At 45.8% G+C, this 15,559-nt stretch carries 10 protein-coding genes; 8 read left to right on the top strand and 2 right to left on the bottom strand.

What is annotated here, in order from left to right; genetic code table 11:
* Nucleotides 1–3 precede the first annotated feature (3 nt).
* Nucleotides 4–3,534, bottom strand: coding sequence for a beta strand repeat-containing protein (locus JOD17_RS21505; RefSeq protein ID WP_204696135.1), 3,531 nt, complete (start codon nt 3,532–3,534; stop codon nt 4–6).
* A 131-nt stretch (nt 3,535–3,665) separates the two neighbouring features.
* Between JOD17_RS21505 and JOD17_RS05640 the strand changes: the two genes are divergently transcribed.
* The 6 genes from JOD17_RS05640 to JOD17_RS05665 all read left to right on the top strand — a co-directional run bounded on the left by JOD17_RS05640 (nt 3,666) and on the right by JOD17_RS05665 (nt 11,647).
* Nucleotides 3,666–4,769: a PfkB family carbohydrate kinase gene (locus JOD17_RS05640; RefSeq protein ID WP_204696136.1), complete on the top strand. Its 1,104-nt coding sequence runs from the start codon at nt 3,666–3,668 to the stop codon at nt 4,767–4,769.
* A complete protein-coding gene (locus JOD17_RS05645) occupies nt 4,766–5,710 on the top strand; it encodes a pseudouridine-5'-phosphate glycosidase (protein WP_204696138.1) in 945 nt (314 codons plus the stop codon). Before JOD17_RS05640 ends, JOD17_RS05645 begins: the two co-directional genes overlap by 4 nt.
* A gap of 256 nt (nt 5,711–5,966) precedes the next feature.
* The gene (gene abc-f, locus JOD17_RS05650; protein WP_204696142.1) at nt 5,967–7,415 is read left to right on the top strand and encodes a ribosomal protection-like ABC-F family protein; all 1,449 of its coding nucleotides are present in this window, start codon (nt 5,967–5,969) and stop codon (nt 7,413–7,415) included.
* Nucleotides 7,416–7,502: 87 nt separating this feature from the next.
* Nucleotides 7,503–8,141: an MOSC domain-containing protein gene (locus tag JOD17_RS05655; protein WP_204696143.1), complete on the top strand. Its 639-nt coding sequence runs from the start codon at nt 7,503–7,505 to the stop codon at nt 8,139–8,141.
* Between the two features lie 87 nt (nt 8,142–8,228).
* A complete protein-coding gene (locus tag JOD17_RS05660; RefSeq protein WP_338028758.1) occupies nt 8,229–9,743 on the top strand; it encodes a BCCT family transporter in 1,515 nt (504 codons plus the stop codon).
* A 137-nt stretch (nt 9,744–9,880) separates the two neighbouring features.
* Nucleotides 9,881–11,647 carry a M4 family metallopeptidase gene (locus JOD17_RS05665; RefSeq protein WP_338028759.1) on the top strand — a complete coding sequence of 589 codons (1,767 nt, stop codon included), beginning with the start codon at nt 9,881–9,883 and terminating at the stop codon, nt 11,645–11,647.
* Nucleotides 11,648–11,956: 309 nt separating this feature from the next.
* Here the strand turns inward: JOD17_RS05665 and JOD17_RS05670 are convergent, their stop codons facing one another.
* Nucleotides 11,957–13,219: an ATP-binding protein gene (locus JOD17_RS05670; protein ID WP_204696148.1), complete on the bottom strand. Its 1,263-nt coding sequence runs from the start codon at nt 13,217–13,219 to the stop codon at nt 11,957–11,959.
* A 174-nt stretch (nt 13,220–13,393) separates the two neighbouring features.
* On the opposite strand from JOD17_RS05670, the gene JOD17_RS05675 reads away from it, so the two are divergent.
* Complete coding sequence (locus JOD17_RS05675; RefSeq protein WP_204696150.1) at nt 13,394–14,524, top strand: ArgE/DapE family deacylase; 1,131 nt, start codon at nt 13,394–13,396, stop codon at nt 14,522–14,524.
* 69 nt (nt 14,525–14,593) lie between these two features.
* On the top strand, nt 14,594–15,496 hold the full coding sequence (htpX, locus tag JOD17_RS05680) for a protease HtpX (RefSeq protein ID WP_204696152.1): 903 nt from the start codon (nt 14,594–14,596) through the stop codon (nt 15,494–15,496).
* The last annotated feature ends 63 nt before the right edge of the window (nt 15,497–15,559 follow it).

Consider the following 15,559-nt stretch of genomic DNA (forward strand, 5'->3'; position numbering starts at 1 on the left):
TTATTATGAAATACGATGAATGGACCAAATGACTCCAGAAGGAGCTCCTGAGCCAAGATTTAATCCAATCGTCAAGCCATTAGAAACATAAAAGAGTCCTAGAGTGTCTCCAGCAGAAAGTTCAGCATCCGCAAGTAACGTTACTTCCCCGCTTCCAAGAATGACTCGTAACGTTAACAGCAATAAGATATTTACGTCTAGAATGGGCAATAAACCTGTAACAAGTGTCGTCGGGTTAGGACTAATTCGTTGAACGGTAAACGCAGGGTTCACGCCCGTTCCAAGTTGTGCCGTAATCGTAGCAGTAGAGCGATAGTTAATAATCGCTTTAATGGAGTAGCGACCACTAACCGGAACCGTATACGTTCCTGTCGTTGCATTAAAACCAGTTCCAGTAAAGAAAGGGCTTGCCGTAAGCCAGCTATCCAATTGAGTTGCAGCATTAATCGTTGCTGGTGCCCGTTGTGCCGAGAACCCCATTGAAGAGATAATCGGTCCAGTAATTCCGGTTGTTCCAGTAGTTCCCGTGACGCCGGTAGGTCCGGTGACTCCGGTACTGCCCGTGGCCCCAGTAGGTCCAGTGATTCCGGTATTGCCCGTGGCTCCGGTAGGTCCGGTGACTCCGGTACTGCCCGTGGCCCCAGTAGGTCCAGTGATTCCGGTATTGCCAGTAGCCCCTGTTGGTCCGGTGATTCCGGTACTGCCTGTGACACCAGTCGATCCGGTGATTCCGGTATTGACCGTATTACCAGTAGGTCCAGTGCTCCCGTTACTACCCGTGGCCCCGGTAGGCCCTATGCTCCCGGTACTGCCCGTGACACCAGTCGATCCGGTTGCACCGGTACTGCCCGTAGCGCCAGTTGTACCGGTGTTTCCCGTACTGCCCGTGGCACCGATAGTTCCGGTGGCACCAGTGCTGCCTGTAACCCCAGTAGGTCCAGTGATTCCGTTACTGCCAGTGGCCCCGGTAGGTCCAGTGATTCCGATACTGCCAGTGGCCCCGGTAGGTCCAGTGCTTCCGGTATTGCCAGTAGCCCCCGTTGGTCCAGTGATTCCGGTACTGCCCGTAGCGCCAGTAGGTCCAGTGATTCCGGTACTGCCTGTGGCTCCAGTAGGTCCGGTGATTCCGGTACTGCCAGTAGCCCCTGTTGGTCCGGTGCTTCCGGTACTGCCTGTGACACCAGTCGTTCCTGTAGCACCAGTACTGCCCGTAGCACCAGTGGCTCCGGTACTGCCCGTAGTTCCAGTTGGTCCGATGGTTCCGGTACCGCCCGAGGCGCCGGTAGGTCCAGTGATTCCGGTACTGCCAGTAGCGCCAGTCGATCCAGTGATTCCGGTACTGCCAGTAGCCCCCGTTGGTCCAGTGCTTCCAATACTGCCAGTAGCGCCAGTAGGTCCGATTATTCCCGTACCGCCCGTGGTGCCGGTCGGTCCAGTGCTTCCGGTATTGCCTGTATCGCCAGTAGTTCCAGTGATTCCGGTACTGCCTGTGGCGCCAGTAGGTCCGGTGATCCCGGTACTGCCCGTAGCGCCCGTGCTTCCGGTATTGCCAGTAGCCCCAGTTAATCCGGTGCTCCCAGTACTGCCCGTAGTTCCAGTCGGTCCGGTGGTTCCCGTACCGCCCGTGGTGCCGGTCGGTCCAGTGCTTCCAGTACTGCCCGTGGCGCCAGTCGTTCCTGTAGCACCGGTACTGCCCGTAGCGCCCGTGCTTCCGGTATTGCCAGTAGCCCCAGTTAATCCGGTGCTCCCAGTACTGCCCGTAGTTCCAGTCGGTCCGGTGGTTCCCGTACTGCCCGTGGCCCCGGTAGGCCCAGTGATCCCGGTACTGCCCGTGGCGCCAGTCGTTCCTGTAGCACCGGTACTGCCCGTAGCGCCCGTGCTTCCGGTATTGCCAGTAGCCCCAGTTAATCCGGTGCTCCCAGTACTGCCCGTAGTTCCAGTCGGTCCGGTGGTTCCCGTACCGCCCGTGGTGCCGGTCGGTCCAGTGCTTCCGGTATTGCCAGTAGCCCCAGTTAATCCGGTGCTTCCGGTACTGCCCGTAGTTCCAGATGGTCCGGTGCTTCCGGTACTGCCCGTGGCACCAGTAGGTCCAGTCGGTCCGGTGCTCCCGGTACTGCCCGTGGCCCCAGTAGGTCCAGCGATTCCGGTACTGCCCGAGGCCCCGGTAGGTCCAGTGCTCCCAGTACTGCCCGTAGTTCCAGTCGGTCCGGTGCTCCCGGTACTGCCCGTGGCGCCAGTCGTTCCTGTAGCACCGGTACTGCCCGTAGCGCCCGTGGTGCCGGTCGGTCCAGTGCTTCCGGTATTGCCAGTAGCCCCAGTTAATCCGGTGCTTCCGGTACTGCCCGTAGTTCCAGTTGGTCCGGTGCTTCCGGTACTGCCCGTGGCCCCAGTAGGTCCAGCGATTCCGGTACTGCCCGAGGCCCCGGTAGGTCCAGTACTGCCCGTAGTTCCAGTCGGTCCGGTGCTCCCGGTACTGCCCGTGGCCCCAGTAGGTCCAGCGATTCCGGTACTGCCCGTGGCACCAGTAGGTCCAGCGATTCCGGTACTGCCCGTGGCACCAGTAGGTCCAGTGCTCCCGGTATTGCCAGTAGCGCCAGTTGTACCGGTGCTACCCGTACTGCCTGTGACACCAGTAGCGCCAGTCGATCCAGTACTGCCCGAGGCCCCGGTAGGCCCAGTGCTTCCGGTACTGCCCGTGACGCCAGTCGATCCGGTTGCACCTGTACCGCCAGTAGCGCCAATAGCGCCAGTCGGTCCAGTGATTCCGATATTGCCCGTCACCCCGGTAGGCCCAGTGATTCCGGTACTGCCTGTGGCTCCAGTAAGTCCAGTGATTCCGGTACTGCCCGTGGCGCCTGTCGATCCGGTGATTCCAGAAATGCCAGTGGCACCGGTGCTACCCGTACCGCCTGTGACACCAGTAGGTCCAGTGCTCCCGGTACTGCCCGTGGTGCCCGTCGATCCGGTGATTCCCGTACCGCCCGTGGCACCAGTAGTTCCAGTACTTCCGGTATTGCCTGTAGTTCCTGTTGTACCGGTACTGCCCGTGACGCCAGTCGATCCGGTTGCACCTGTACCGCCAGTAGCGCCAATAGCGCCAGTCGGTCCAGTGATTCCGATATTGCCCGTCACCCCGGTAGGCCCAGTGCTCCCGGTACTGCCTGTGGCGCCAGTCGGTCCGGTGATTCCGGTACTGCCCGTAGTTCCAGTGACTCCGGCACTCCCAGAAGCCCCCGTTGGTCCGGTAGCCCCCGTATTTCCTGAAGAACCCGTTGGTCCAATTACTCCAGTACTGCCAGTGGCGCCAGTCGTTCCAGTACTACCTGTAGTACCAGTAACGCCCGTCGCACCCGTAGGCCCAGTTGGAAGTAGATCTATGATACTTGTAATCCCAGTAATGCTGTCCCACGGAGGAAGGGACCCAGCCGTTGGAAATCCGATAATATAGTTGTTTATTTCAATAAAAGGAATGCCACTTGTTCGGTGACTTCGATACCGGTTATATAAATGATGATGGTTGGAATGTCTTCTCATAAACAAGTCAGCACCTTCTTTTTTATAACGTTATAGATGGTGTATGCAACGAGTAGAGAAAATGTTTTCTTGTTAATTTTCAAACAAAAGTTTATTCTATAGACAAATGTTTAATGAGGGGAGGATTCTTAGTGAAAGACAAGGAACGAATGGTTATGGAAAGAATAAAAAGAAATCCGTATATTACCCAAAATGAACTTGCAAATGAATTGCATCTTTCTCGATCTGCAGTTGCAGGTTATATTTCTGCATTGATGAAAAAAGGTACCATCGTTGGAAGAGCGTACATGTTCCCAGAAGAAGGTTCAATCACTTGTATTGGTGGTGCCAATGTCGATCGAAAAGCATCTCTTAAGAGTAATTTTCAGAAAAATACATCGAATCCGGTGTCAACAACCCAGGCTTTAGGAGGTGTGGCAAGAAATATTGCAGAATCATTAGGGCGTCTAAGCGTTCCAGTTACATTATTAACGGTTGTAGGTGATGACCAAGAAGCCACTTGGCTCTTAGACAAAACAACGCCTTATGTTGATATGAGTCACGTTCTCAGGTTGCCTGGTAAGAACACAGGAAGCTATACGGCAGTGTTGGACGACAGTGGTGATATGATCGTTGCATTTGCTGACATGGACATCTGTGAAGACGTTGAAGTGAACTTTGTTCGAGACAAGTGGAGTGTCATCCGTTCATCAAAGCACGTGTTGTTGGATACGAATTTTTCTACTGAAGTCATTGCGGAAGTTATACGAAGCTGCAAAGAAGATCAAATAGCGTTATGTATTGCCCCAGTATCCGCACCAAAGATCAAACAATTACCTGAAGATTTAAACGGAGTGACGTATCTTATATGCAATTATGGTGAAGCGGTTGAATGGGTAGGGCACAAGGGTGATTGTTACGAACAATTAGCAGATGGTATTTTAAACAAAGGTGTGGGGAATGTCGTCATTACTGATGGGAAAAATGGAATCTTTTATAAACAAAAGCAAGGAACCACGAACCATTTGGAAGTAGTCGAGGTTCCTGTTACAGATGCAACAGGCGCAGGGGATGCGTTTGTAGCAGGATTTCTTTATGCACTAAATGAAGATAAAACGCTTGAAGAGGCTTGTGTAGTTGGTATGAATTGTTCAGCGCTAACGTTATCAACGTATGAAACCGTTTCTTCTCGGTTGAATGTTGCGAATCTTAAAAAAGAACAATTAGATCTAGTTGAGGAGTTGGGTACATTATGAAATCAGCCATTGTTATATCAGCCGAAGTAAAGAAAGCATTGGAACAGCATAAGCCGGTTGTTGCACTTGAATCAACAATTATTTCACACGGAATGCCTTACCCTAAAAATGTTGAAACGGCATTGGAAGTAGAAGAACTTATTCGCGCCAAAGGAGCAGTTCCAGCAACCATTGCAATTATTTCTGGAGAAATTCGAGTTGGGTTATCAAAAGAAGATATTGAATTTTTAGGTAAAAGCAAAGAGATTGAGAAAGTAACTAGACGCGATCTTCCTTACGTCGTCGCAAAGAAAAAACACGGGGCAACAACTGTGGCAGGAACGATGATTTGTGCGAATTTAGCTGGGATTTCTGTGTTTGCAACTGGAGGAATTGGCGGTGTTCATCGCGGGGCGGAAGTCACGATGGATGTTTCAGCTGACCTTGAAGAACTAGCCAAAACGAATGTCGCTGTTGTCTGTTCTGGCGCAAAGTCCATTCTAGATATCGGCTTAACACGTGAATATTTAGAAACAAACGGAGTGCCGGTCATCGGCTTTGAAACGTCTGAATTGCCAGCATTCTATACGAGAGCAAGTCCACACACGGTTGATTACCGCATGGACCATACAGAAGAGATTGCTCGGTTCATGCAAACCAAGTGGAATCTTGGCTTAAACGGTGGAGTTGTTGTTGCAAATCCAATACCAGAGCATGCAGCATTATCAGAAGCCTATATTAGTCAGATTATCGAACAGGCGTTAGAGGAAGCAAAAGTGCACCAGATTCAAGGAAAAGACGTGACGCCGTATCTTTTAGATCGATTAAAGACGTTAACGGATGGGAAGAGTTTAGAAGCCAACATAGAACTTGTGAAACATAATGCGAAGGTGGCAGCGAGGCTTGCCGTTCATTACCAGGCAGAATCGATTGACAAAAAAACAGTCACCAACGTATACTAAGCCTAATTATGAAAAAGGAGGATGGTTATAGAATGTTTTTACCTAGACTACGTTTCCCAACTTTGAACTAGTAATTGCATACGTTCAAAGGCTCTGCTTATGGCAGAGTACACGGGATAAGTCTGTCATTTTATAACATCTTCTACGTACAAGAAGGGCGGATTTTTCTGCCCTTCTTTTTGTTATGGTTAAAAAACTACAGACTCTCCTCTTACTTTGCCTGAGCGGTGCAAAGATTAAGAGAGGAAGTTTTAAAATGGAACAAGTTCAATTTGAAATAAATCAAGTTACACTCGCATTCGGTGATCGCCAAGTGTTAGACATTGAAAGTTTACGAGTTCATCAGTGGGACCGGATCGGTATTGTCGGTAAAAATGGTAGTGGGAAAAGTTCATTATTGAAATTACTTGAAGGCAGTTTAAAACCTTCAACCGGCCACGTAAAAAAGCATGTCGAATTTGGGTATTATGAACAATTATCGGCGCCAACATTAGATATACAACATCTAGACGGAGAAGTAAGAAGTCGTCTAGCAGTGCCTACTCATACCGGTGAGCAAATGAGCGGAGGAGAAGAAACGCGCACGAAACTTGCAACACTGTTATCAACGTATTATGAGGGCTTGCTTCTAGATGAACCGACGACTCATCTAGACCAAGCAGGGATCGATTTTGTCATGGAGGAACTTTCTTATTACTATGGTACACTCCTACTCATTAGTCATGACCGACGTGTTTTAGACGAACTCGTCACAAAGATTTGGGAAATTGATGATGGTAAGGTCACGGAATACGTTGGGAATTACAGTCAATATGTTGAGACGAAAGAAGAAGAACGACAAAAGCAGCGAGAAGAACATGATCATTATGTCAAAGAACGAGATCAACTTCACAGAGCGGTTGAAGTAAAAAAGAAACAAGCACAAAAGATAAGCAAAGGTAGTAAAGGTCAACCGAACGCCAATCGAATGTTCATGACAAAAGACAAAGGCACTTCACAAAAAGGCATCATGAAATCAGCGAAAGCGATGGAGCAACGTCTCGAACAGATGGAGACGGTCCACGCTCCAGACGCTGTTCAATCCATTGTTTTTCATAAACCAAAAGCGTTAGAGCTTCATAATCGTATTCCGATTATGATGGATCGAGCGACAATTAAAGTTGCCGATCGTTTGCTCATCGAGAATGTTAGTTTGCAATTGCCATTAGGTAAGACGATTGCTTTTACAGGTCATAATGGCAGTGGTAAGTCGACGCTACTTGACTATATCGTAAACGGTCAGGAAGGAATGACACGCTCACCAAAAGTACAGTTTGGGGTGTTTAAGCAAAAGGACTTTCGGTTTACTGAAGACGTGTCCGTATATGACTGGATGGAAGAACGAAGTGATCAATCAGAGACGACGATTCGTGCTGTGCTAGCCTCTATGCAATTTTCAGGAAATGATCTAAAGAAATCTGTCCTAGATTTAAGCGGTGGTGAAGCGATACGGCTTGTGTTAAGCCAATTATTTCTTGGGAATTATAATGTGTTAATTCTTGATGAACCTACGAACTTTTTGGACATCCAAAGTGTGGAAGCATTAGAGAGAGTGATTCACGCATATGAAGGGACAATCCTTCTCGTGTCTCATGATCGGGAATTTCTTCAAAGAGTTAGTGATGTTGAGTATAAGATCGTAAATCAAACGCTACAAGAACAATAAGTAAACTGAGCCGCAACCGAAGATTGCGGCTCAGTTTCTGTTTAGGCATGGTACCCTATAGGAAATCTGTATAAGGGAGAATGACGGATGACCATTCAATCTTTAGCTGTTGGACGACCGCAAGTGTTATCGTCAAAGCAAGATCAATCGATAACAACGGGAATTAAGAAGACACCGATTAAAGAAGTGGAATTAGAGTACGCTGGCTTTCAACATGACGATGTCGGAAATAAGAAGAATCACGGGGGAGTAGATCGCGCAGTATGTTTTTACCCATATGAACATTATGCGATGTGGGAACGTGAACACGGTCAGAGATTACCGTTCCCAGCCTTTGGTGAGAACCTTACGGTTTCTACGATGCTTGAAGCAGACGTTTGCATCGGTGATGTTTATCAAATTGGTGAGGCAATTGTTGAAATTAGTCAAGGCAGGGTTCCGTGCGCGACGATCAATCTTTATACGTCATCTTCACAGTTACTCACTCGTTTTGTAGAAACGGGTTATACAGGTTATTTTGGAAGGGTGTTACAACGAGGGACGGTGACCGATCAGTCTTTGATTACATTACTTCAAAGGGACCGAACTGAAGTAAGTGTGTTACACGCGATCCAAACGCTATTTCTTGGAGAAGATGTCTCAGAAATGGAGAGAATTCAGTCTATACCGAGTCTTTCTGAAGAATGGAAGAATCGCTTCGAAAAAAAGTTGCTTAAGAAGTCGTAATCGACGTCAATTAGAACAGCTTGCAATGTTTACCATCTTGGTTAGTTTAGCTTTTTTTGCGCACGCTAAGCTAAAGAGGTGAATAATGTGAAGCATTTACGGCTAGACTGGCCTGTCTTTTTAATTAGTGGGGGCGTACTCTTAGCATTTGTGATCGCTGCACTCATTAATGCAGAGGCGGTTAGCCAGTTTGTTGACGTTACATTTGCATGGTCTTCAGAGTTTTTCGGCGCGTATTGGCAGATTCTCATGTTGCTAACGTTTCTGATTGCAATTTTTATGAGTGTTATGGATTTAGGGAAAGTTCGTCTTGGTGATCGTGACCTCCCTGAAATTTCAACGTTTAAATGGCTTGCAATGGTCATGACGACATTATTAGCGGGTGGCGGTGTGTTTTGGGCAGCTGCAGAACCGATGTATCATTACCTCGATACACCACCGTTATTTGATACGGATGATGCTTCAGCATCGGCGTTACATGCAGGTCTCGCTCAAGGGTTTTTACATTGGGGTTTTCTTGCTTGGTCAATGATTGGGACATTAGGTGTCGTCGTTTTAATGTACGCAAAAGAAAAAGGTTTACCGCTAAAGCCACGAACGTTACTTTATCCAATCATGGGTGAAAAAGTCATGCAATCGAATAGTATCATCGGAGCAATTGCCGACATTACTTCAATCATTGCGGCGTGTGCTGGCACAATTGGTCCAATCGGTTTTTTAGGTCTTCAAGCAGGCTATGGATTGAGTTCGATCTTTGGGCTGCCGGATACGTTTGCTGTGCAAGTTAGTATGATTTTTGTGCTCGTTGGGATTGCGACGATATCCGCAGCAACTGGAATTTACAAAGGGATTCAATGGTTAAGTCGTTTTAATATTGTATTTACGATTGTATTGGCGATCTTTATTCTATTGCTCGGACCTACGGGATTTATCTTCGATCATTTTATTAGTGCATACGGGTCTTATTTGCAGAATTTCTTCTCAATGAGTTTATATCGGGGAGACGAAGCCTGGTTATCAGGCTGGACGATTTTCTTTTGGGGATGGTTTATAGGATACGGTCCGATTATGGCAGTATTCATTAGTCGAATTTCTGATGGGCGCTCAATTCGTGAGCTTTTTCTAAGCGTGGCATTTTTGGCGCCGATTGTGACCAACTTTTGGTTTACCGTTGTTGGAGGGACAGGCCTTTACTTTGAAACGCAGAATCCTGGTTCTGTAAGTGATGTATTAAATGAAGGTGGACTTCCTGCTTCTATTTTTGCGATTGTACAGCAACTACCATTTGCGTTTTGGTTCGCTATTGCTTTTATTATCGTAACGTGTGTGTTTGTTGCCACAACTGCAGATACGATTGCGTATACCATTTCCATGATTATTACGGGACAACATACGCCACCAAGAAGCGTACGCATGTTTTGGGCAATTATCTTCGGTGCGGTAGCGGCTGTATTATTGTGGATTGGTCAAGGGACGGTTGATGCGTTACAATCATTTATTGTCGTTACAGCAGTGCCCGTATCACTTCTAATGCTAACGACTCTTTGGACGGCACCCCAGACGGCGAAGAAGTTACTAAAAGAGAAACATCGACGAATGTAGTCAAGGATGAAAGTACATACTTTGTACTTTCATCCTTTTGTATGATCAGGAGGAAAGTAGCAGTGGCAAACAAGAACATATGCACATCCGTAATTAACTGAATAATGAGATGATAAAGAAAATAGGAGGGTTGTCTAGTGAAAAAGTTTTATATGTTATTTGGAGCAGCTGCATTTTTAAGCGCGCCGTCACTTACAGATGCACAAACGGAGCAAGTACCAGAAGCAAATGATGAAGAGTCACGAATTCTTTATATTGATTCTGAAGAATCATTGCAACAACATGCACGAACTTCGCGAGCGGATCATGAACGATTAGCCGAGCGCTTTATCATCGATCATGTCGAAACGTTCGGCATCGAAAATCCAAAAGATGAGTTAACGGTCGTAGATAAAACGACGGATGAATATGGTATGATGCACATTACTTATCAACAGACGATGAACGGATTCCCTGTTGAAGGTCACAAATTGATCGTCCATTTCGATGCGAATGGAACGATTAGTAGCGTGAATGGAAACTATCATGATGGCAATGTAAAAACGGTTCAGAGTATTTCGGTTGATGATCGTGAAGCTATAGAAATCGCGAAGGAACACGTCGGTGCTCCGAGTGATCTGGAGTATGAACCGAGCGCAGAGCTCGTCATCTATCCGATGGGTGATGAAGCTGTCACAGTTCAAAAAGTAAACGTCAACTTTATGGGTGAAGACCCAGGAAACTGGTTCGTTTTTGTTGATGTCGCAAGTGGTGATGTTGTAGATGCTTACAACACAATTGGGCATGTGGCAGAAGATGCAGGCTTAGATGAGGAACAAGTAGATGTGGTTGCTCAACCATCACCAACATTGCTTGAAACAGCAGTAAACGCACAAGCTTTGCCAGAAGATATTGACCGATCTGATTTCGGACCGATGCACGGTTCTGGGTTTGGGGTTCACGGGGACTACCGAATCTTGAATTTGGTCTATAAAATTTCAGATATTCCTCAAGGGACATTTAAGTTATTTGATTGGACAAGACCTGACTTTGATGGAATTTATACGTATGATATGAAAAATCAATATCAATCCTCGACGTTTAGACTACCAGGAGATCCGTTCACAAATAACACAGCAGGATTTAACTCGACATATGATGCACCAGGCGTTGATGCTCATTACAACTCTACAAAAGTCTATGAGTACTTCCTTGAAGAGCACGACCGTAATTCTCTAGATGATGAAGGAGCTGCTCTGATTTCATCAGCAAACTATGGAGACAATTATAACAATGCGTTTTGGAACGGTCGTCAAATGGCTTATGGAAATGGTGATGGCCAACAATTTATTCCATTATCAGCTGGGTTGGACGTTGCTGCTCATGAAATTACACACGGTGTGATTACGAACACAGCAGGTCTGCTTTACCGCTTTGAGTCTGGTGCGGTGAATGAATCAATTGCTGACATCTTTGGGGTGCTTGTTGATACATCTAGTTGGGATATCGGGGATAACATTATTGGTGAAGCTTGGCTAAATGAAGGAAGAACGGCACTTCGTAGTCTTGAAGAGCCAGGGAAGTTCCCAGTGAATGCAAACTACGTTGAATACGGGGATGGCAGTGGTGTATTCCCAGCCCATATGGATGAGTTTTATGATATGCCTTTGAATGTTGATAACGGAGGGGTTCATGTAAACTCATCGATCATTAACCATGCGGCATATTTAATTGGGGATGAAGTGGGGAGAGAGGCACTTGGGAATGTCGTCTATCGAGCGTTAACAGTATACTTAACTCCAATCTCGAACTTCTCAGATACTCGCTTTGCATTTATCCAATCAGCCATTGATATTTACGGTGAAGACAGCGATGAGGTCGAAGCCACGTTGGATGCATTTGATGGCGTAGGAATTTATGAATAAAAATGATCAACAGCTCCCTTGATATGAGGGAGCTGTTGGACTGTTGAAGGTCTTCTAAACGTCTTGATGCGTGCTAAACAATGAAGAAAGAGTTGCTGTTGCGTTGTATGTTGGATTTCAGTCCTGAATTGAAGCAAAATAGTTAAAATCTCAACATAAAACTTTGACATCGACACATAAATGTTTTATGACGGGATTTTGCTCCTATGGAGTGACTAAAGTAATTAAAATCCCAACATACACTATAGAAGAAAAGCCCTGGCTCTTAGAACCAGGGCTTTCTTAATCACCTTTGGATAGCAAATTAGGTTAAAAACCTAGCGTGCGTTCGGAATCATCCCACCATTCGCCACGTTCGCTTTTTCGTTTCTCTTTTTTGATCGTGTCGATCGTTTGCGTAATGTTTAGTGTTCCTTCGTTGTGCCATTCAATGGCGGAACTCATGAACAGTTCTTTGATCTGTGCAAATGAGAAACCGTCGGTTAATAAAGTAATGTGATCGACGTCGATGCTTTTGTCTAACATCGGGAACCCAAGCTGTTGAATGTATTGCTTACGTAACGCAGTTGGAGGAGCAGTAATCTCATAACCGCGATCAAAACGACCAGCACGGTTTACGAGACCAGGATCGATTTTCTCAGGATAGTTGGTCGTCCCGATCAGGAAGATCCCTTCCTTTGAAGTAGCCCCGTCTAGTGTATTGAGAAAGTAAGAACGTGTATGGTCTGGTAGGGAGTCAATGTCTTCAATAACGAGAATCATCGGAGCCAATTTCTGTGCAGTTTCAAAAACTTCTTGGATCGAATCACTTGAAGTGAACTCGGTAATCTGCCAGTAGGCAACAGGCGCATCAACACTATTGGCAATTGACTTCACGAGTGTGGTTTTTCCGTTTCCTGGTGGTCCATAAAGCAAAATGCCTCGTTTATAAGGAACGTTGTATGTCTCAAAAAATGATCGATCTGCTTGGAAGAACTGATCTAGAGAACGATAGATTTCTCGTTTAATGAAGTCTTCCAAAATTACTTCATCTCGTGTTACATCTTTTGAGATGGCTTGATATTCTTGTGATAGACCTTCATCGCTATCTTTTAGTAAGAGGATTTCATTTTTACTTTTGTTCCACATTCTTTCGCGGACAGTAGTCAAAAATGCAGACATGGCTTCTTGGTTACTGGCAAAAACCGCATGCATATAAAAAACCGAAGCTTCACTGAAAATCGGGATTTGAGCAAACGCTACATCGTCATGATGATAGGCAAACACTTGATTCGCATAGGCGCGGTGTACCCGGTACTTAGGGATTTGCGCACCTTCTTCATACTCAAATGTATATTCACCAAGATGTTCAAAGATTTGCGCAACATGCGTTAGTTCATCGCTTTCACTTTTGACATCTTCTTCAAAGATTGTCCATAAATCAAAAATATGTTCATCAACTTGAAACGCTGAGTAGCTCGTACCAAACGTTTCTTCTAACGTTCTTGTAATGGTCGACAATAATTTAGCAAGAGGAGCATAACCACTCACTTCTGTATTATGTTCATTCACATAGGGATAAATGGTTTTCATCTTTTTTCTTTATTTTCCTTCCGTAAACCATGGTTATAAAGCTTATTTATTTTATATAGAAAAGTCAAAAAAGTCTAGGTCCTTAATAGAAAGGTAATAAAACAGAATATTTGATATAATGTAAAGGTAAATAAATCTGCGACATAGAGGGGGAGTAGGTCTATCCATGAAGCGGTGAAAGTAACCCAATCACTCGTTAGAATTCCGTCTGAGAATCCTACCGGTAGTGAGTGCGAATGCGCACAATATGTTGAACGCTACTTAAAAGATTTAAAGGGGATAACGGTACAAGTACAACCTGTAGAGGATCAACGGTGGAACGTTATTGCAACGTGTAAAGGCTCTGATGCTTCTTTACGTCCACTCGTCATTCTCGCTCATATGGATACCGTGCCAGTAGAAGGTACATGGTCACAACAACCATTTGGAGCAGAAATACGTGATGGCAGATTGTACGGACGTGGTGCGTGTGATATGAAGAGTGGACTAGCTTCCGCACTCGTTGCTTTTAAAAACGTCGTCGAACAATCGCAACCGAAACGAGATTTGTATTTAGCGATCACGGTTGATGAAGAGGGACCATTTATGAAAGGCGCAGTAGCGTTAGTGGAAGAAAAGCTCATTCCAGAGAATGCAGAGCTACTCGTGACCGAACCGACAAGCAATACCATTGCTGTCGCTCATAAGGGAACGATCTGGTATGAAATTGTCATTACTGGGAAAAGCGCCCACGGAGGTCATGCTGTTGTTGGCATTGATGCTGGACATGTGGCTGCAGAAAGCATTATGCAGTTAAAGGCAAATGTCACTGATCTTCCATATGATCATGAACGTTTTGGAAAACCGACGCTTTCTGTGGGGACGATTCATGGTGGTGAGAAAACGAATATGGTGGCGGGATCAGTGCGAATGGAACTTGATTTTCGCTTAGTCGCACCAATGACACAAGAAGAAGCAGATGAACTCGTTGATCGATCACTACAAACCGCTTGCCGTAAATTTAAGGGAGCAAGCTATCACGTGAATCATTACGGATATCCGAGACCACCAATCGATTCGAACTTAGAGTCAGATCTGCTCAAGCGACTGGAAAGTACTTATGAAACGACATTGAAAGAAGCGGCTCCGCAAACGGGTTTTCCTGCGTACACAGATGCCTCGATGATCGCTTTGAAAACAGGTAATCGGGATTTATTCGTTTTTGGTCCTGCAAACTTAGAACAAGCACATCGCATCGATGAATATGTTGAGGTTCAACAAATTGAAGATTGTGTGAACGTACTAGAAGAGTTCATGAAAACATGAAACGAAGGTACCATTCGCAACGTAGAACGTGGTAGAATTTAAAGCGTATATGTTCTTGGAGGTGGGGGAATGGGGAAACGAGCGTTTCTATTTATATTAACGAATATTCTCGTGATGACGACAATCTTTATCGTTTGGACGTTAATCACAACATTTACACCAGTGGGCGGTATGTATGCAGACGGCCAACTCGTGTTATCAAGTTTACTCGTATTTAGTTTACTTTTTGGGTTTGGTGGATCCTTTATTTCACTAGCCATGTCACGTTGGGTCGCAAAGAAAATGATGAAAGTACGTGTACTTGATCCAAATGACAACCTAAATCAATATGAACGCCATATTGTTGAGAAAGTGCACCGACTATCACGTGCTGCTGGACTTGCGCACATGCCAGAAGTCGGAATTTATCATTCAAAAGAAGTGAATGCTTTTGCAACAGGACCATCCAAAAAGCGCTCACTCGTAGCAGTATCGTCAGGACTTCTTGAAGCCATGGATGATGACGCGGTTGAAGGCGTAATTGCTCATGAAGTTGCTCACATTGATAATGGTGATATGGTAACGATGACGCTCTTGCAAGGAATTGTGAACGCAATTGTTATTTTTGCTGCGCGAGTAGTAGCATTTGTTGTATCACGCTTTGTTCGTGAAGAAATGGCAGGCATTGTGAACTTTATTCTGATCTTTGTCTTACAGATTCTCTTCTCGATCTTAGGAAGCCTTGTCGTCAATGCCTACTCAAGACACCGTGAGTATCATGCGGACAACGGTGGAGCCGACCTTGCAGGCAAAGACAAGATGATTCACGCGCTACGTTCTTTACAGAATTACGTAGATCGCGCAACAGTCAATGATCATCGTGACGACTCAGCAGTTCAAACGATGAAAATCAGCGGTGGTGGCGGTATGATGCGCCTCTTCTCAACACACCCTGATTTAAGTGACCGTATCGAAAGCTTAGAACGTAAATAATGAACGACGCCCTTTAAGGTTTTCTTGACCTTAAAGGGCGCTTTTTGTTTGTGTAAGGAAAAA

It is taken from the genome of Geomicrobium sediminis, assembly GCF_016908595.1.
In the GTDB taxonomy this organism is placed as follows: domain Bacteria; phylum Bacillota; class Bacilli; order Bacillales; family Marinococcaceae; genus Geomicrobium_A; species Geomicrobium_A sediminis.

What these genes read in the sequence shown, in the direction of transcription:
- JOD17_RS21505 (WP_204696135.1), bottom strand. Translation starts at nt 3,534, where the DNA reads ATGAGAAGACATTCCAACCATCATCATTTATATAACCGGTATCGAAGT.
- JOD17_RS05645 (WP_204696138.1), top strand. Translation starts at nt 4,766, where the DNA reads ATGAAATCAGCCATTGTTATATCAGCCGAAGTAAAGAAAGCATTGGAA.
- abc-f (WP_204696142.1), top strand. Translation starts at nt 5,967, where the DNA reads ATGGAACAAGTTCAATTTGAAATAAATCAAGTTACACTCGCATTCGGT.
- JOD17_RS05655 (WP_204696143.1), top strand. Translation starts at nt 7,503, where the DNA reads ATGACCATTCAATCTTTAGCTGTTGGACGACCGCAAGTGTTATCGTCA.
- JOD17_RS05670 (WP_204696148.1), bottom strand. Translation starts at nt 13,219, where the DNA reads ATGAAAACCATTTATCCCTATGTGAATGAACATAATACAGAAGTGAGT.
- htpX (WP_204696152.1), top strand. Translation starts at nt 14,594, where the DNA reads ATGGGGAAACGAGCGTTTCTATTTATATTAACGAATATTCTCGTGATG.